Source organism: Sphingomonas ginkgonis, from assembly GCF_003970925.1.
In the GTDB taxonomy this organism is placed as follows: Bacteria; Pseudomonadota; Alphaproteobacteria; order Sphingomonadales; family Sphingomonadaceae; genus Sphingomicrobium; species Sphingomicrobium ginkgonis.
The window spans coordinates 2,282,984-2,299,487 of the sequence record NZ_RWJF01000001.1; the positions used below are offsets into that span (position 1 = coordinate 2,282,984).

Annotated in this window: 16 protein-coding genes and 1 pseudogene; 13 read left to right on the forward strand and 4 right to left on the reverse strand. The window is 60.7% G+C overall.

Annotated elements, in window-relative coordinates:
- Positions 1–397: 397 nt before the first annotated feature.
- From HMF7854_RS16285 to HMF7854_RS11145, 4 genes and pseudogenes are all read right to left on the reverse strand, one after another.
- Positions 398–508: pseudogene (locus HMF7854_RS16285) on the reverse strand (IS6 family transposase); the annotation flags it as partial.
- A 453-nt stretch (positions 509–961) separates the two neighbouring features.
- Complete coding sequence (locus tag HMF7854_RS11135; RefSeq protein WP_126719157.1) at positions 962–1,222, reverse strand: hypothetical protein; 261 nt, start codon at positions 1,220–1,222, stop codon at positions 962–964.
- 1,630 nt (positions 1,223–2,852) lie between these two features.
- Positions 2,853–3,221: a PilZ domain-containing protein gene (locus HMF7854_RS16290; RefSeq protein ID WP_126719158.1), complete on the reverse strand. Its 369-nt coding sequence runs from the start codon at positions 3,219–3,221 to the stop codon at positions 2,853–2,855.
- Between the two features lie 368 nt (positions 3,222–3,589).
- Positions 3,590–3,985: a hypothetical protein gene (locus HMF7854_RS11145; RefSeq protein ID WP_126719159.1), complete on the reverse strand. Its 396-nt coding sequence runs from the start codon at positions 3,983–3,985 to the stop codon at positions 3,590–3,592.
- A 768-nt stretch (positions 3,986–4,753) separates the two neighbouring features.
- Between HMF7854_RS11145 and HMF7854_RS11150 the strand changes: the two genes are divergently transcribed.
- From HMF7854_RS11150 to HMF7854_RS11205, 13 genes are all read left to right on the forward strand, one after another.
- Entirely contained in the window at positions 4,754–5,176 is a 423-nt protein-coding gene (locus HMF7854_RS11150) for a hypothetical protein (RefSeq protein WP_126719160.1), read from the forward strand.
- Positions 5,169–5,390 carry a helix-turn-helix transcriptional regulator gene (locus HMF7854_RS11155; RefSeq protein WP_126719161.1) on the forward strand — a complete coding sequence of 74 codons (222 nt, stop codon included), beginning with the start codon at positions 5,169–5,171 and terminating at the stop codon, positions 5,388–5,390. Before HMF7854_RS11150 ends, HMF7854_RS11155 begins: the two co-directional genes overlap by 8 nt.
- Positions 5,391–5,604: 214 nt before the next feature.
- Entirely contained in the window at positions 5,605–6,477 is an 873-nt protein-coding gene (locus tag HMF7854_RS11160) for an ATP-binding protein (RefSeq protein ID WP_239016946.1), read from the forward strand.
- Positions 6,478–6,983: 506 nt separating this feature from the next.
- On the forward strand, positions 6,984–7,388 hold the full coding sequence (locus tag HMF7854_RS11165) for a hypothetical protein (RefSeq protein ID WP_126719163.1): 405 nt from the start codon (positions 6,984–6,986) through the stop codon (positions 7,386–7,388).
- Positions 7,389–7,717: 329 nt separating this feature from the next.
- Positions 7,718–8,434 carry a helix-turn-helix transcriptional regulator gene (locus HMF7854_RS11170; protein ID WP_126719164.1) on the forward strand — a complete coding sequence of 239 codons (717 nt, stop codon included), beginning with the start codon at positions 7,718–7,720 and terminating at the stop codon, positions 8,432–8,434.
- A 67-nt stretch (positions 8,435–8,501) separates the two neighbouring features.
- Positions 8,502–9,140, forward strand: coding sequence for an acyl-homoserine-lactone synthase (locus HMF7854_RS11175; protein ID WP_126719165.1), 639 nt, complete (start codon positions 8,502–8,504; stop codon positions 9,138–9,140).
- A complete protein-coding gene (locus HMF7854_RS11180; protein WP_126719166.1) occupies positions 9,137–10,555 on the forward strand; it encodes a cytochrome P450 in 1,419 nt (472 codons plus the stop codon). The genes HMF7854_RS11175 and HMF7854_RS11180 overlap by 4 nt, the downstream gene beginning before the upstream one ends.
- 72 nt (positions 10,556–10,627) lie before the next feature.
- Positions 10,628–11,005, forward strand: a complete 378-nt coding sequence (locus tag HMF7854_RS11185) for a helix-turn-helix domain-containing protein (RefSeq protein ID WP_126719167.1) — start codon at positions 10,628–10,630, stop codon at positions 11,003–11,005.
- A 551-nt stretch (positions 11,006–11,556) separates the two neighbouring features.
- On the forward strand, positions 11,557–12,201 hold the full coding sequence (locus tag HMF7854_RS11190; protein ID WP_221766438.1) for an NUDIX hydrolase: 645 nt from the start codon (positions 11,557–11,559) through the stop codon (positions 12,199–12,201).
- Complete coding sequence (locus tag HMF7854_RS11195; RefSeq protein ID WP_126719169.1) at positions 12,188–13,654, forward strand: ADP-ribosylglycohydrolase family protein; 1,467 nt, start codon at positions 12,188–12,190, stop codon at positions 13,652–13,654. The genes HMF7854_RS11190 and HMF7854_RS11195 overlap by 14 nt, the downstream gene beginning before the upstream one ends.
- Complete coding sequence (locus HMF7854_RS11200; RefSeq protein WP_185829259.1) at positions 13,651–14,199, forward strand: DUF2924 domain-containing protein; 549 nt, start codon at positions 13,651–13,653, stop codon at positions 14,197–14,199. The genes HMF7854_RS11195 and HMF7854_RS11200 overlap by 4 nt, the downstream gene beginning before the upstream one ends.
- Positions 14,192–14,788: a recombinase family protein gene (locus HMF7854_RS15940; RefSeq protein ID WP_221766439.1), complete on the forward strand. Its 597-nt coding sequence runs from the start codon at positions 14,192–14,194 to the stop codon at positions 14,786–14,788. Before HMF7854_RS11200 ends, HMF7854_RS15940 begins: the two co-directional genes overlap by 8 nt.
- Positions 14,679–15,800, forward strand: a complete 1,122-nt coding sequence (locus tag HMF7854_RS11205) for a recombinase family protein (protein ID WP_221766440.1) — start codon at positions 14,679–14,681, stop codon at positions 15,798–15,800. Before HMF7854_RS15940 ends, HMF7854_RS11205 begins: the two co-directional genes overlap by 110 nt.
- The last annotated feature ends 704 nt before the right edge of the window (positions 15,801–16,504 follow it).

Consider the following 16,504-nt stretch of genomic DNA (forward strand, 5'->3'; position numbering starts at 1 on the left):
ATTCGGGAAGCTATTATGGAACGCAGTCAAATGTTTAGGCTTAAGTGACCGTTTCCTGCAGGCGCTCGCTCCTCATCGAGGTTGCTCACCCCCAAACGCCCATTTGCCTGCATTCAAAGCCGCCTGCCCACCTTCTAGAGGCAGGCGTTTGCCAAGTGGACTGCTGGCGGCTTGGACTTGCCGTAAGCAGACCCTCCGCCGTTAGCGACAACCACCACGTCGGCTGTATGTTGGGCTAAGACTTCGAAGCGGGTAAGTTTGCAAGGCGGCCGATCGTGCATGTCAGACATAGATCTCGTCGGAGGTGTCAGACAAAAGCGAGAGTGTCTCTGCTGCGCGAAGGCTGGTCTTTGATGGTCAGCCCTATCTCACAAGCTCCTGCCACTCGGACAGGGCGCTCGACGTTGACCACGCTGAGCGGATAGCGAAAGTACCTCAGCACCGCTAAGCCGATCACCTCGGGTGAGGTCTTGAAGTAGCGGAACGGACTAGCAGGGACACAGCGCAAGGCATGCGCCTCCCCTAGCCGCGCCTCCTTAGCGGAGGGTGCATTTGCTCTAACAGAGCTTTTGGCGGCCTCAGATCGATGAGCTTATCGCGACTTGGCAGCCCGTTCGAGTACGGACTAAGATCGAACTGCGAAAGCAGTCCAGCCCCTTCAGTCGAAGCCGGCGAAGCATGTGAGAGCGTCGCCATGCCCGGCGTTCCGGAGATCCAAGCCGCGGCCGTACCATGATACTCACGCCTGAGGCTTAGGCGTGCGAAGTCCGCAGTATTGTAGGAACAAGCGAGTAAGCGGCGGGTTATTCTATTGTTCGCTCGTACATCCCCCCCTTTGAAGCGAGCGAGCAGTCAGACAGGGCCCTAGTGCTGAGAAGGCGCTGGGGCCTTGTTCGTTAGAGCCGCTCGTGGGCTGCCGTCGGCGCAGCGGACAACGCCTGGTGCGGACAGTGGTACTCCCTCAGCTGGCGACGCTGGCGGTAATCGAAAGTGCCACATAGCTGTAATCGACGCCCGACTGGTCGGCCAGCAATGCCGTGAGCTCTCGCTCTCGATCGGCCTTTAGCAGAAGCTCCCGCTCGGACCTCCGAAGGTACAGCCGCCGAACTCCTGGTGTCTTTGCAGTCTCGGCGGATCTCCGATGGTTCTCGGCCATGCGCGCGCACTGCCTGATGACTTTCTCGAGATAGCGCGTCTCGCGCTGCCAGTTGGGCAAGTCCAAGTGCATTTCCTGAGAATGCCGCAGTAATTGTAGAGCTTCAACTACCGGAAAATTAACAGCTTGAAACGCCGGGAGGTGGGAGGGGGAACCAGCTCATAGGTGATAAAATTAGGCCCGGCGCGCGTGACGCCGGGCCTAGTCTGGGAGGCGGGCAAGATGCCCAGTGCCTGTGGCGGGGAACTGGCTGGAAGCCATCGCCACGCTCATGAGCTTGCTCTTAGTGATACAAAGCGCAAGCAGAGAGATGGTCTAGTACCAAAAGCAAACAACCGTATTGGCGCACAGCCCGCTTGTGTTATCTTCGCGCAATGGAGGAGCAATCTTTTCGTTAGATTTGTGAGCGGGAGGGTTGCGATCAGCGCGCCACGATTTTGCACGATCAGAAGGCGCTTTGCGGCAAGCACGCCTTTGAACTGGTGGAGGACAGACGGCCGCTCAAGTAGCCGTAGCCTGCGACGCCCCTCCACCCCGTCGAGTTTCAGAACGCCGCAGGTTCGGTCAACCAGTTGGGTGTGGCCTGGCCGGCACAAACCATTTAGCACAATCAGAAACGGCGGAAAACAAGCAAAATCGATACCGGGTTTGGTCAATTTATGGTATGCGATTCGCATCCAAAGCGGTGGGGGCCGACATGGATGCCGAGATATTTTATCTGGAGCGACGGGCCAAAGAGGAGCGTGCGCTCGTTCAAGGGGCTACGTGTGTTAAGGCGCAAGCAGCCCATCGCACTATGCTGCTCATCTACGAGCGCCGCCTGAGGCTTGCCCTACAGCAGCGTGACGCCGAGACTATTGCGGCAGCACTGACGGAAGACCGGGATCAATTTCCATCAGCGGCTCAGCCTTTTTGTCACCTGATCGACCCAGCCGCCGGCCGCGACCTGTGGTCTCCGGGAGGTTGGGGCTTAAAGAGGCCACAGGTCCGACCGAGCGCTGTCGGCGAGTGACCTCTGCCGACGCCACCATGCGAACTCCAGTCGGGAAAAGGGCCTAGAACCTCAGCTGGTACTGTCAGGGATAATGCACCACCACTCCCCTATTGGCTGGTGAGCGGCGATCCGTCACCTTGAGCAAGCACCGCTGGCAAAGCGCGACCGAGCCCGGCGGTCGACCGTATTACGTTCGTCATCGTGGCTGATTGGCGATGCAATCCCTTCAACCTCTTTCCCCGCTCACACTCGTTGCGGTCGATCGATACAGGTGCCTTCGAATTGGATATGCAGCGGTCTGAGGAGCAGTCTTCAGTTAGGTGCTGGCCGCTTCGGCCGCTTTCCCACTAGCAATGTCGGTTAACCGACTTAGCTTGACTAAAAGTTTGAATTACGGGAAGGTTACGACGCGACGCGCGAGGGGGCGTAGCGGGGCGGTCCGGCAGGTTACCATGCCGGATCGCCCATTTTTTAGGACAAGAGAGTCCGTGTGGCACCGCTGCGAATGCTGCGATGTTCCGCCGCTTCGTCGGACGAGAGATCGCGGCAGGCTTGGTCAGCAACCTGTCCACTTGTGCCGGCGCAACTCGATCACTTATCTCGGCGAACAACCTCAAGCTGCATAATCTGCGATCCCTCCTTCGTCTTTGCGTTTTTCATCTTAAAGACAAAGGAGAGCGAGGAGATGATTTTCGCAACGCTCTAGCGAGCAAAGCCGTTTTTCCAGTGGTCGAACGCCTGTCGAACATCGGCTGGCATCCATGCCGATCGGGCGACATCATTGCAAAGCGCGGCAATCTCTGGCCCGCTGAGCGGCAGATCGAACTCAAGACCGCACTCGGTGTCTTTGCGCCAACATACCACGGCAAAGGCGTTTAGGGACTCGAGCTTTAGCTCAAGTTCGGTACCGATCTCGGGAAGGTCATCTCCTCTCAACCGGGCACCGGTGATGGACAGGTCAACGGCTTCAACGCTGTAGGTGCGCCCAAGTGTCGTAAGCAAAGCCGGAAGAGGCGTTGCTTCTCGCTTCGCAGGTCGGCGTCCGCCACCCTGACGTATTCCAAAGTGCATCTCGGCTTCTCTGGCCCTCGATCAAGAAGCCTTATGAGGTCCGCCGTTTACTCCTTTGTTGATAGCTAAGCTTAACCGCAGTGCGGGGTTCGGCTAACGGGTGGAGCCCTTGTCCTCGTACAAATACGATCTCGCCCGCCGCCTCGCCCGATTAGTATGCACCGCACCCAAGCCGCGCAGTTGTAACCGCAACCCAAGAGGCGAAAATGGGTAGAAGTGTCGTTCAGCTTCAATCTCCCAGCGTTGATGGGCCAGAGACCGTTCGGGCGCTCCTAATTGATGCACTCCAGGTGTGCAGCACGGGCGATTTGTTGCTGGCTGCCGCAAAGATTTCGGAAGCGATGGACGCACTTCCTTCTTTGAGAAGGTCACAGCTGTCGTAGACAGGACGGCAAGGCTGGAAGCTCCTGCTCGAACATTCGATCAGCGCGCGCTTCCGCTACCGCGAGCACGAGATCGCCGATCGTAAACGGTTTTTCCATCACCACCGAACCCTTCTGTCGATCAATCTTCTGACCTGGATCGGTAATAAGGTAGATCGTCGGCACTGATGCCGATGCCAACGCAGCGAGTGTATCAGCGCACTTCCAACCATCGTCCCAGCGGTAAGCCGCAAAGAGAAGATCGGGTATACGGCGCTCGTAGTGCGTGATTGCACTTTCGAGGTCGGTCGCGACATCGACAGTGTCGAAGCCTATCATTCCCACAGCGTGTTCGACCGACAGCGCTACGAGCGCATCTTCCTCGAAGATCAGCGCATGCATTTTCAAATGGCCCCCCGGCCTAGCCCCCCAAGTGAGTACGCGATTCTTGGTCGCTGCGAGTTTTGCCTATCGAGTAAGCAGGAGGCACCACCGGATTTTTACGGTTCCCAACTTCTTACCTCTAGGCCGCCATGGGCACGTCGGCGCCTTGTCGGACAGACTGGCGATAGCCGCGGCTTGCGTTATCGCTTTGTCGTTTTAGTGGCTGCTTTGCCAATCTGTTCATAATGGACGGCAACTTTCGGCTTCCAGAGCTGCCACCAACGCCGGCGGACTATCACCCTAAGCACCACTCGGTTTACGTCTCGGTTCATCCAAGTGGCACCTTTGTCTGCTGACCGACTTAGTGACAGCTAGCACCTGACCCGAGCAATAATAGAGCCATTGTGGTGTGGGCGTGTTTGTCTCCGGAGCGAGATAAAGAGATCACTCCTGCCAGTCGGTCTTGCCAAGGACACGCATGGGCGCCTAAAAGGAGTGCTGCTCATCCGTCGTGGTCGTCTCACTCGAGCCGTAGCATCTCAACGCATTGTGATGGAGAACGTTTACCTGGCCGCGGGGCGGATCATCTCGGGTGATGTCTTAGAGTAGCTCAACCGGCTCGCAGCGACCGCGGTGGGGAACACATTCACTTCACTGCCCTCGCTCCTCACCGCAGCTTGCGTTTAGCTTTACGAATCTAGCGGACAAGCTGGAGCCAACTGCGCGAGCCTTGACAGGCCTATAACAAACTCGTTACATGTAACGTGTTTGTTACAGGAGATGTCGATGCTTTCGATGCAGAGCCCTCAGCAACTCGCTTCGCGCCGCTCAGCAATGGTCGCCGGTAATTCCCTTGCAGCGCTCGTCTACTCGGTTGTCACAGTGCTGAACTATGGAACTCAGTCGCGGTTTGCCACCTTTGCATGGTTGGTGTGGCTTGCCTGTTCAATGCTGTGGGTGTTCGGCACACCTGGACGGTTCCGTTTCACGAGAGATCAGCGTGCCTTAGTAAATGACGAATACGTCCGTCATCACCAGTGTCAGGCCGCCAAGTTTTGCATGACATTAGCCGTACTTTCACTTGCCATTGCATCAGTTGCAAGCCTAGGTTTTATTTCATTAGCTCCATGGTCCACACCTGCCGCACTTTCAGGCTCAATCGTGGCAACAGGCTTCTACTTCGCGTGGCTTGAGCGGACTGATGGCTGAGCTAATTGTCCACGTGCGTCAATTTCGCGTTGCTGCGGGGCTTACGCAGCAGGAATTGGCGGATCGGGTCGGCGTTTCTCGCAAGACCATCAACGCGCTAGAGAGCGGTATCTACGTTCCTCTTACAACTCTCGCATTGCGACTTTCAGCAACGCTTGGACGACCCGTACAGGACATGTTCGAGCTTTCGACGCGTGACCCCCAAAAAAACTAAATATTGGTTTCTACGCTTTTCGTTGCTTCAGCATTTACAAACCTCTGAACGGACAAGTTCAGCGTTCATGTCTTCCTGAGATCACCGCGGAACTTCTCTACTTGTCAGTCGGCTGATCGATGGTGCGCTACAAGCCGCGGAACGGGCGAAGACACTGGTACAGCGGCTGCTCGCCTTCGCTCGTCGCCAGCCGCTCAAGCCCGAAGCGGTCGACGTGGGATCGCTGATCGAGGGGATGGCCGACCTGATTGCGAGCACCTCAGGCCCGCGCGTCCACGTCGAGCTAGACGTCGCGCGCGACCTTGCGCCAGCTCAGGCCGACGCCAACCAGGTCGAAATGGCGCTGCTCAACCTGTCCGTGAATGCGCGCGACGCGATGCCGGAGGGTGGTAGCCTGACGATCGCCGCGGCCGTCGAGCAGGTGAGCAAAGGCCACCGCGCGGACCTGGCGCCGGGACAATATGTGCGGATCGCTGTGTCCGACACGGGCCGTGGGATGGATGAAACGACGATGGCGCGTGCGGCCGAGCCGTTTTTTTCCACTAAAGGAATCGGCAAGGGAACGGGTCTCGGCCTGTCGATGGTTCACGGGCTCGCCGCGCAGCTTGGCGGCGCAATCGCGATCGGAAGCAAGCTCGGGCTTGGAACGACCGTCGAATTATGGCTACCGGCCAGCCAGGAGAATTCGGTCGTTCCCGAAGCCGTTCTGGTAGAGCCGAACCTCGAGAAGTTCGGGACAGTTCTGCTGGTCGACGACGAGGACCTTGTGCGCGCCTCGACGAGCGACATGCTGGCCGAGCAGGGCTACGTCGTCATCGAGGCAAGTTCAGCCGAAGAGGCCTTGCTATTGATCAATGACGGCCTGGCGCTGGACCTTCTGGTCACCGATCATCTCATGCCGGGAATGTCGGGCACCGAGTTGATCCGGCACTTGCGTGCCGAACAACCTGATCTTTCAGCTCTCGTGATCTCTGGCTACGCAGATTTGGAGGGCATCGCTCCTGATGTGCCGCGTCTCGTGAAGCCGTTCAGGAGAGCCGATATGGCGATGGCCATCGCCGAGGTCACTTTTTCTAATAATAAATGAAACGTCGTGATCGAGTAGCAAGTACAGATTTGGAGTTATACCAATTAACTATGACGAGAATACATTACCAGGCTAAGCATTTTTTTGTCTATAGGACAGTACTGAGTGCATTTCTCGCTCGTAAACGCGTGATCGGACGAGGAGACTTCCGGATCGCCATTGCAAGCCTCTAAGCGGATAAGAGTGTAAGGGGCTCTATGCTAATGTCGTTTTGCGAACTCACTAACCAGTGGTAAGCGCTCACTATCGACAAAGCACAGGGCAACGGTGACATGTTTTGCTGGGGCTTACAGATCCGATCTTGGATGTAGTATGGCTGCCGACGTAAGCGCCGAGCGATGTCCCCTCTTCGAGTCTGCTATTTGTACGCGTCGACGCATGCGAGGCGATTCGCCGATGATTGTGCTTGGTCGGCAGCGAGGCGCTGCTGGACGCGGCGGACACGACGCGCGTCGCAGCCGGCTCGCCACCTTGGAACCTGCCTCAGCGGCAACGAGTAAAATGCTATGATCGAGCCAAAATTGATTGGTGGGCGGGCGTGTATGCACAACCCGGCATTAAAGCCGTTAGAATTCCTGCTAGGTGATTGGCGAACCAGCGGTACCCATCCGCTAGTTCCTGGCCAGAGCCTCGAAGGTCGTACGTCGTTTGCATGGTACAATGACGGCGCGTTCATCATCATGCGCAACGAGGTCGCCGATCCCCGTTTCCCCGATGGCGTGGCGATCATCGGCAGCGACGATGCCTCCAATCGCTTTTCCATGGTTTACTTCGACGAACGCGGCGTCTCGCGGGTCGGTAAGTCACTTAAAGCTGCCGTTCACCGCGCTGGAGGAATGGCGGCTTCGTCCCAGTGTTGGTCGTTCCCGAATTCGTTGATGTGTTTGCGAAGCTGCTTTCCAGTCGGGTAGCGAACTTTCGACAATGACTGGCACCGAAAATTCCGAGGCGTCACTTATGCGGCGGCATTTAAAAGCGGCAATGTCAATGCCCGCTAAGCGCGACCCGACGCCTAAAGCGGACGGTCAGCTATCCACCATACCTAGCCGCGTGCTGGGCTTAGCTTGACCGTCCCTACAGGCGCTGCCTGAAGCGCAGCGCAACGGCTTTAACGGGCCTAATGCTGAACCATCTCACCTGCTACCATCATTTTCCCGTCGTGCCGCGTTCCTCCCGCTGACTAGGCCTCTCAGAGGTAACATCATTGCTTGCCGTAGCGGCGAGCGATAGCGAGCGCTCCATGGACGCTTTCCAGCTGCTTGTTGACGAGCTTGGGTCGGCGGACTCTAAGGAGGCCGCCGTCCGCAGCTTTCTGCGCTACCTTCTGACAGCCCAAACCCCTCACTTCGCCTATCTCGGGTTTCAGCGAGGGCCAGGCGAGGAAAGGGTGCCGTTCCGAGCGGGAAGCTATCCGGCAGCATGGATCACCGAATATATGGCGGCGGAGCTTTACTCGGCGGATCCTGTGGTCCTCCAAGCAGCGACATCGGCCGTGCCCATTACTTGGAGCCTGGATCTTCCCCTGGCGAGCGCCAGCCGCGGTACGACGATGGAGCTGTTCGAGCGCGCGGCAGCGCACGGGATACGCTCCGGCTACACAGTCCCAATCCGCAGCAGTCTTGGCCACCTCGCAACCATGACCTTCGCCTCCCCACTCCCTTGGCGACAGTTCGAGCGGGAGGTCGCGCGTATGCAGTCACAATTTCATCTTGCCTCCTTTTACTTTCATGCCGCCATAGAACGCATTCTGACCCCTGCCGAACGGCCGATGCTGACGGAGCGGGAGCGGCTCTGTCTGGCGCTTGCCTCGCAAGGTCTCACCACCAAGGAGTCGGCTCGGACTATCAAGCTTAGCCCGCGGACGGTCCGCTTTCATCTTGATAACGCCCGCGCCAAGCTGGGTGCGGTCAACCTTAGTCAGGCCATTGTCAGCGCAACGTGTGCGGGCGTGATCTAACTGTCGTTTGTGACAGGCTGATCAACGGAAAAAGACGTCTATCTCCGAGATCAAACGGAGATTGATTATGATCCTTGCCGTCCTTCCCCAACATCGTAGCCAATATGTCGACCTACTCGCGGCCATGCATCGCCTTCGCTTCCGCGTCTTTCACCAGCGACTTGGCTGGGAGGTGACCACCGTCGGCGATCTCGAGATCGACGACTATGATGCGATGGCTCCCATCTATCTCCTGCAGCTCGACCGCGCCGGTGAGGTAAAGGGCTGTGCCAGGCTGCTCTGCAGCACCGGCCCCACTATGCTGTCGCGCACCTTTCCCAGCCTGCTCGGGTCGAGCCCGTGCCCCGAGCATCCTTTGACATGGGAATCTTCGCGCTTTGCGGTTGAAGCGGGTCAAGACCGCCGTTCGCCGGGCATTGGTCAAGCTACGATCGAGCTGTTCGCCGGTCTGCTCGAACTCGGGCTACACTTTGGTTGGCGCGAGGTTTTAACCGTCACGGATCTGCGGCTCGAGCGTGTTGGGGTTCGGGCTGGTCTTGAGTTCCAGCGCTTCGCCGAACCCCAGCAGATTGGTAGAACCCAAGCCGTGGCTGGATCCGGCCGGGTGTCTGTCGCCACGCTCCGACGAATTCAGACCGTCGGCGGTCTAGCTGGTCCCGTTCTCCAGGTAAGCAGCGACATTGTTCGTCCAGGGCTCGCAGCATGAACGCGCCAGTCGACGTTCGACGCGCGTCGAAGATCCGCGATCTTGCAAGAGTCACCAGACCGCTCGGGTCACCTCTATGCGCCCCCGCTGCCGCCGACTTGGAGCATATTCCCGGTAAGAAGGGCTTGCCTTGGGTGGGCGTGCTGCCTGAAGCAGCAGCCGATCCGCTGCTATTCGCGCAGAGGATGCACCAGCGGTTCGGACCAGTGCACCGCTTCTATGCGCTTGGCGAATGGAACGTCCAGTTAGTGGGGCCGGAGGCCAGCGAACTTCTGCTGTTCGACTCACAGCGGAACTTCTCTGCTACCCATGGTTGGTCGCGGGTACTTGGCCCTCTTTTTCCTGGCGGGCTGCTTCTGCGAGACTTCGAAGATCACCGCGTACACCGACGAGCGGTTGGAAGCGCTTTTAAGCCGGATTTGGTCGCTGCGGGACTCCAGATTTTCGAAAACCAGACCAGAGCGATGATCGATCGCGTCAGCGGTACCCGCCTCTTTTTTTATCGGGAACTGCGGGAGGTCGCGCTCGAGGCCGCTGCGCTGGGCTTTCTCGGGCTCTCGCCAGGAGCGGACTCACAGGAGTTCAGCTTGGCGTTCACGGCGCTGGTCTCGGCTACCGTGGCCATTTTGCCCGGCTGGTTACCCGGCAGCTCGCTCCACCGTGGCCGTACTGGCCGTCGCCTCCTCGAGAAATTTATCAATGCTCGGATTGCTGAGCGAAGGATCGGTGGCGGAGACGACCTGTTTTCGCAGCTTTGCATCGCTCGCTATGACGATGGCACCCCTTTGACCAATCAGGAGATCGTTGATCACCTGATCTTCGTGCTAGCCGCGGCGCACGACACGCTGACCTCGTGTCTGGCCTCAACGATCTATTTTCTGGCAGCAGAACCCGACTGGCAGGCTCAGGTCCGATCGGAGTGCCGAGCGGCAGGACTGTACAAAAATGACGTGCATGCGAACGTGCAACTGCTCTCGGAATTGCCGGTTACCGATGCGGTTATCCGGGAGGCTCTTCGACTGAATACGCCGGCACCGATCATCTGGCGCCGCGCCATTCGGCGTTTCGAGTTCAACGGGATCACGATTCCAGCCGGGACTCCGACTGCGACCAATGTCCTCTTAACGCATCGGCTGCCGGAGCATTGGCGGAATCCAGAGCAGTTCGATCCGCACCGCTTCCTCCTCCCGGCACCAGATCGTCATCGCTTTGCGTGGACCCCTTTCGGAGGAGGAGTTCACATGTGCCTTGGCCTTCACCATGCCATGCTGCACGCCAAGTCGTTCCTCGCTCAACTCTTAGAGAGAAACGAGGTTGTGCTCGACCCCGGCTACTCGCCGCGATGGTATTGGTGGCCCAACTGTCGCCCTTTGGACGGCCTTCCCGTAACGTTAGTGCGGCTGTCCGAGCGTTGAACCAATTCCTGCATCTACGTGCAGCATCAGGCGAACACCTACGATCAAAGACCGGGAGCGGAGTTGAATCCTATGATGATCAACGACGATGACGGCAGTACCCTACCTACCGACCCGAGTGACCGGGCTGACTTGAAGAACGAGGCTCGCCAAGAGTTGCTTAAGCGACAGGCGCGATTGACGACATTACCTCGGGCGATGTTCGGCGAGGTGGCTTGGGACTTGATTCTAAACTTACTGCTGAAAGATGGTGACAGTTCGAGCTTAACTGAACTCGCGAGCGACGTCGGAGTCTCTGCCTCAAGCGCAGAGCGCTGGCTGAACTACCTAGTTGCTGAGGGGTTGGTTCTAACGTCTGGTGCAGCCTGCCTGCTTTCGGAACGTTACTTCACGATCTCCAGCGACGGCAGGCGCAAGATGTTCGATGCTTTGAAAGCCCGGTCGATGTAGACGAGCTCGTTAGAGGCCTTTCAAACGACAAAAAACTGGAGCAGAATTGTGGTTTACGGTGCGGTTGACAAGGATTGAGCCGTAACAGGTTGATCTGGCAAGTAAGATGACGTTAACGAAAGCCGGTTGCGTTCCTCTGCAATGAAGGTGAGGACTTCATGAATTCGTGCCCCAATGTGGGCTTGGCATTGCGAAGCATCAACTTGCTGTAAGGCTTCGCGTAGATGCTGTTCGGCCACCTCTAGGAACGAGCAATTAGAAAGCTCGCCAGCGATGGTTCCTGCGCCATAACTAGTCATGCTTACATGTCCCCTCAACGCGGGTGCAGCCTAAACCAAGTACAGCAAGGTGGCGGATGATGAGCGTGCCTTGGCTGGGAGCTTGATTCTCGGAACGTCGGGACATGGCCTGTGGTTGCCGGAGCCCTGACCACTGGTTCTGCTGGCGCTTGTTCAGTCTAAAGGAGTTGACATATGCGTCAGTGACGCATAACTAGTTTGGTGACTGACGCTGAGTTCCTTGAGTCGTATGATCCTGCCGACTACCCGCCGATGGCGGTAGCGGTCGATCTGGTGCTGTTTACCGTTGCAGAAGGCAGGCTTCAGGTCCTGCTAGTCAGGCGCGCCGCGCAGCCTGCGCGAGGCCAGTTCGCGCTTCCGGGCACCTTCGTTCGGCTGCGCGAGTCTCTGGACCAGGCGGCCGCGCGCGGCTTTCGCGAAAAGGCGGGCCTCTCGGGTAGCGTTCGGCAGTTTGCCGCCTTTGGCTCACTCGATCGAGACCCTCGCATGCGGGTCGTCAGCATCGGGTACATGGCCCTATCGCCCCGGCGCTCGGTTCCGCTCAGCACGGATCGCCGGCTGGTTCCGGTAGTCCGGGGGGTGGCTCAGGATGAGCATGGCCCCCTCACCCTTCCATTCGACCATGCGGAGATCATCCGCTCAGCCTTTCTCCATCTTCGCGCCGATCTTGACCACAGCCTGTGGTCGTTCGGTCTTCTGGAGCAGGCGTTCAGCCTGCGCGAGCTGCAGGAGGTGCATGAAGCGATCCGCGAGCAGCCGCTTAACAAGCCGGCGTTTCGCAAGCGCCTGCTCCAGAGTGGCAAGCTGATCCCCACCGGCGGTTCGGAGCAGGGCAATCGCTTCCGCCCGGCTCAACTCTACTCCGTCAATCAGGACTGGCGCGATGAAGAACGGTAAGCTCCGCACCAGCCTCACCCACCCGCTGGAGATCGCCGCGGTGCCGGTTGGTGCTGGTCTCGGCTCGGTGGGGCTGACCTTCTGCCCCGGCAAGAAGCAGCCGCTGGCGATGACCGGCGCGTGGGACCGCGACCTTGGGCTCGACGTCGGCGCGATCGCCGACTGGGGCGCAGCGAGCGTCGTCACCCTGATCGAGGAGCATGAGATCGCGGCGCTCGAGGTGGGCGGGCTCGGAGATGCGGTCGAGGCCGCCAACATGGAATGGCACCACCTCCCCATCCCGGACGTGTGGGTGCCGGACGCCGAGTTCGAGCGGTGCTGGGCGAGGCTCGGGCCCAAGCTCCAGGATCAGCTTGCCGCCGGGTTCAACGTGCTGGTCCACTGCAAGGGCGGGCTCGGGCGCGCCGGCACCATTGCTTCGCGGCTGCTGGTCGACGCCGGGTGGGAAAGCGAGCCTGCGCTGAGCGCCGTTCGGGAGGTCAGGCCCGGGTCGGTCGAGACTGCCCACCAAGAGATCTACGTGCTTGGGCTTGGGCGGTCGCCCTCTCCTCTTCCCGATCCTGCCTCCAGCGAGGATCGCGCGCTCGGCGCTTTCCTCGGACTTGCCGTCGGCGATGCGCTCGGCACCACGCTGGAGTTCAGCCGCCGCGACAGCAAGCCGCGCGTCACAGATCTGGTTGGCGGTGGTCCCTTCCGGCTCCAGCCCGGCGAGTGGACCGACGACACCGCCATGGCGCTGGCGCTCGCGCAATCGCTAGTCGCCGACCCGCGCCTCGACGAGACCGACCTCATGCACCGGTTTGTCGACTGGTACCGCAACGGCACCACCTCGTGCACCGGCGAGTGCTTCGACATCGGCATCACCACCCGCAGTGCGCTCTCGCGCTTCAGCAGCAGCGGGAACCCGGTGGCGGGCAGCACCGACCCGCACAGCGCCGGCAACGGCTCCCTCATGCGCCTGGCGCCAGTCGCGCTGGCGCAATGGCAGGACCGCCCTGCCCTGCGAGACATCGCCGCGCGGCAGAGCGCGACGACCCACGGTGCTCCCGAGGCGGTGGACGCCTGCGTGGCCTTCGCCGAGCTGCTGGCGGACGCGATCGCCGGCCAGCCGCACGCCGAGGTACTCGCCCCGCGCGAGTTCGCCGGGGCACCGGCGGTCGCCGCGGTGCTCGCCGGCTCGTGGCGCGGCAAGCCGCGGGATGCGATCCGCTCCTCTGGCTATGTCATTCACTCGCTCGAAGCAGCGTTGTGGTGCGTAGGCCGGACCAGCAGCTTTCGTTCGGCGGTGACCCTCGCCGCCAAGTTGGGCGATGATGCTGACACGGTAGCCGCGATCACCGGCCAGCTCGCCGGCGCGCTCTACGGCTTGAGCGGTATTCCGGCCGAGTGGCTCGAAGTTCTCGCATGGCGCGAGAAACTGGAAGCGGCCGGGCGGGAGCTGCTGGCCTCGTGAGCCGGCCGGGCGCCACGCCCGTCCTCAGTTCAGACGCGGCGTCTGCCCAACGCCGAGCGGAAGAGCGCTGGACCGAGCTGTTCGGCTGCGCGCCCATCCGCCGCCCCGACGGCTTTGCCGCGCAGGCAGTCGCCTGGCACGAGCAGGCGATGGAGCATGGCGACGTGCCGCTCGCCATCCGCCGCGATCTCGATGCGGCGCTCACCCAGGTGCTTGCCGCCCGCGAGCAGAAGGTGGCGGCGCTCGAACCTCATGCACCATGCGAAAAGTTGGCCGGCAACGACCCTGAACTTCTCGCACCATGCACGAACTTGCCCCTGCCCCCCGCCTCGAGCCAGCTCTTGGTCGGCACCCGACTAGTGAAGAGCCATGGCGGCAAGACCCATGTCGTCGAGGTGACCGACGCCGGCATGCTCTACGAGGGCGAGCTGTTCAGCAGCCTCTCTGCCGTCGCCAAGAAGATCACCGGTACCCACTGGAACGGCCTGCTCTTCTTTGGCCTTCGCAAGCGCAAGACCTACGAGCGGAAGAAAGCCGATGGCTGAGCCGAGCATCATCCGCTGCGCGGTCTATACGCGCAAGTCGAGCGAGGAGGGCCTGGAGCAGAGCTTCAACTCGCTCCATGCTCAGCGCGAGGCGTGCGAGGCCTACATCCTCTCGCAAAAGCATGAGGGCTGGCAGCTGGTGCCCACCGCCTATGACGATGGCGGCTACTCGGGCGGCAGCATGGAGCGACCTGGGCTCAAAGCACTGATGGCCGATCTCGAGGCGGGGCTCGTCGACATCATCGTCGTCTACAAGGTCGATCGCCTCACCCGCAGCCTGGCTGACTTTGCCAAGATGGTCGAGCGGTTCGATGCCCGCGGTGCCTCGTTCGTTAGCGTGACCCAGGCGTTCAACACCACCACCAGCATGGGCCGGCTGACGCTTAACGTGCTGCTCTCCTTCGCCCAGTTCGAGCGCGAGGTCACCGGCGAGCCGGATCCGCGACAAGATCGCCGCGTCGAAGGCCAAGGGCATGTGGATGGGCGGCGCGGTCCCGCTTGGCTACGACGTCGTCGGGCGCCAGCTCGTCGTCAACGCCGCCGAAGCCGAGCAGGTACGGAAGCTGTTCCAGCTCTACGCCAAACTTAAGGCCGTTGACGACTTGGTTGCAAAGGCCGCTGAGCTGGGCATCCGCTCCAAGCTGCGCAGCGTTGGCGGCAAGCAGGAGGGCGGCATCCCGCTCAGCCGCGGCTCGCTGTACCGGATCCTCGCCAACCCGGTCTACGTCGGCGAAATCCCGCACAAGGAGATCCGGCACAAGGGCCAGCACGACGGCATCGTCGAGCCGGCGCTGTTCAACGCTGTACAGGAGATCCTCGAGAGCAACCGCCGCAAGAAGCGTGGCGCGGTCTCCGCGGCGGTGCCGGCGCCGCTGGCCGGGCTGGTGTGGTCCGAGGAGGGCCAGCGCCTCACCTCGACCCACACCAGCGGGCGACGGCGCTACCGCTACTATGCGCATTCCAAGCTGCGCATCCCGGCCGGTGAGCTGGAGCAGCTGGTCATCGATGCGCTGCGTGACCGGTTCAGCTCGCTGGGCAAGCTTGCCACCCTCCTCCCCCGCCTTGACCTGCTCAGCGCCGAGCTGGGCAACAAGGCGGCTACGCTCGCCCAGCAGCTGTTCAAGCCCACGCCGCAGCAGCTTCGCCAGGCCATGCTCGACCTGGTCCAGCGGGTCACTGTCGGCTCCGCCTCGACCATCATCGACATCAAGCTGGCGCCGCTCGGGCTTGGGGGGCAGGCCGAGCTGATCGTCCCAGCCGCCCTTGGGCGCTCGCGGGCCAAGCTGTCGCTGGTGGTGCCGGGGCAGTTCAAGGCCGAGCCCGACGCCGCGCTGATCGGCATCGTCGCGCAGGCGAGATCCTGGGTCGACGCGTTGACGAGCGGGGCTGCCCCTACCCTCGTTGCTCTCGCTGAAGCGCATGCCGTCACGCCCGCCTACATCCGCCGCTACCTCGGTGCGGGATTCCTCGCGCCTGACCTCGTCTGCCGCATCGTTGAAGGGCGGCAGCCGCGCGCGCTCACCGCGGCCAAGCTTGCTGACCTGCTGCCCCTGCCCTCCTCCTGGTCGGAGCAGCGCAGCATCTTCGCCAAGCTTAATTGAGTTAGCCGGAGGTGCTTCGGCGCCTCGGATCAGAAAGCTCTCAGCGTCTGCCTTCCAACCAACGGTGGATCGGCCCGGGCCTGCCGGAGAGTCTTGCTGATTAACGGACCGGCTGCTCTTGGGTGAGCACGGGGGAAAGCCGACGCCCGTTCAGCAGGAGCCGGCGGTCTGCTTAGCGCCCAAAGCGGCCGCTCCGGAGGACGCGAGGCGGTCCCGCGAGCTGCCATTCAATCGGCAGCCCGTGCTTCGATGCGCGAGAGCGCTTCCCGTTGCGGGCGAAACCCCGCTTGCGTCCGTCACACGGACCAATAATTCTGGACCGACGGGCGACGCGAAATGGCGAAGGATCTAATGGGTTGGGCTGCCGAGCAGCCTAACTGAGTGCAGGACAGCCTGCGGAGGATCGCCGTCGCAGGGGATCACTCCCTTGAGCCGGAGGACGCAGACTGCATCCTCGACAACGTGCGTGCTGCGGCCGGTGCCAGCTCTCCACCCCACCCCATGACCGCGATCGACGCTTCCTCATTTGGCCGAGAGTGGGCGGTCCGGTCCCTGTGAACTCCGACTGTTAGCTGACATCTAAGCGCTACCGAGAGTGTGGCGTTTTGGGTCAGGCACCAGCCATCACGACTGGAGCAGTGCTAATATAAGTTATTGAAATTAAATGGGTTCTTGAGAAATGAGAGCCTAGCGCGACAACAGTC

Bases quoted from the DNA above. Each gene is read 5' to 3' on its own strand.
- HMF7854_RS16290 (WP_126719158.1), bottom strand. From the start codon at position 3,221: ATGCACTTTGGAATACGTCAGGGTGGCGGACGCCGACCTGCGAAGCGA.
- HMF7854_RS11145 (WP_126719159.1), bottom strand. From the start codon at position 3,985: ATGCATGCGCTGATCTTCGAGGAAGATGCGCTCGTAGCGCTGTCGGTC.
- HMF7854_RS11150 (WP_126719160.1), top strand. From the start codon at position 4,754: ATGCTTTCGATGCAGAGCCCTCAGCAACTCGCTTCGCGCCGCTCAGCA.
- HMF7854_RS11155 (WP_126719161.1), top strand. From the start codon at position 5,169: ATGGCTGAGCTAATTGTCCACGTGCGTCAATTTCGCGTTGCTGCGGGG.
- HMF7854_RS11165 (WP_126719163.1), top strand. From the start codon at position 6,984: ATGATCGAGCCAAAATTGATTGGTGGGCGGGCGTGTATGCACAACCCG.
- HMF7854_RS11170 (WP_126719164.1), top strand. From the start codon at position 7,718: ATGGACGCTTTCCAGCTGCTTGTTGACGAGCTTGGGTCGGCGGACTCT.
- HMF7854_RS11175 (WP_126719165.1), top strand. From the start codon at position 8,502: ATGATCCTTGCCGTCCTTCCCCAACATCGTAGCCAATATGTCGACCTA.
- HMF7854_RS11180 (WP_126719166.1), top strand. From the start codon at position 9,137: ATGAACGCGCCAGTCGACGTTCGACGCGCGTCGAAGATCCGCGATCTT.
- HMF7854_RS11185 (WP_126719167.1), top strand. From the start codon at position 10,628: ATGATGATCAACGACGATGACGGCAGTACCCTACCTACCGACCCGAGT.
- HMF7854_RS11190 (WP_221766438.1), top strand. From the start codon at position 11,557: ATGGCGGTAGCGGTCGATCTGGTGCTGTTTACCGTTGCAGAAGGCAGG.
- HMF7854_RS11195 (WP_126719169.1), top strand. From the start codon at position 12,188: ATGAAGAACGGTAAGCTCCGCACCAGCCTCACCCACCCGCTGGAGATC.
- HMF7854_RS15940 (WP_221766439.1), top strand. From the start codon at position 14,192: ATGGCTGAGCCGAGCATCATCCGCTGCGCGGTCTATACGCGCAAGTCG.
- HMF7854_RS11205 (WP_221766440.1), top strand. From the start codon at position 14,679: ATGGGCGGCGCGGTCCCGCTTGGCTACGACGTCGTCGGGCGCCAGCTC.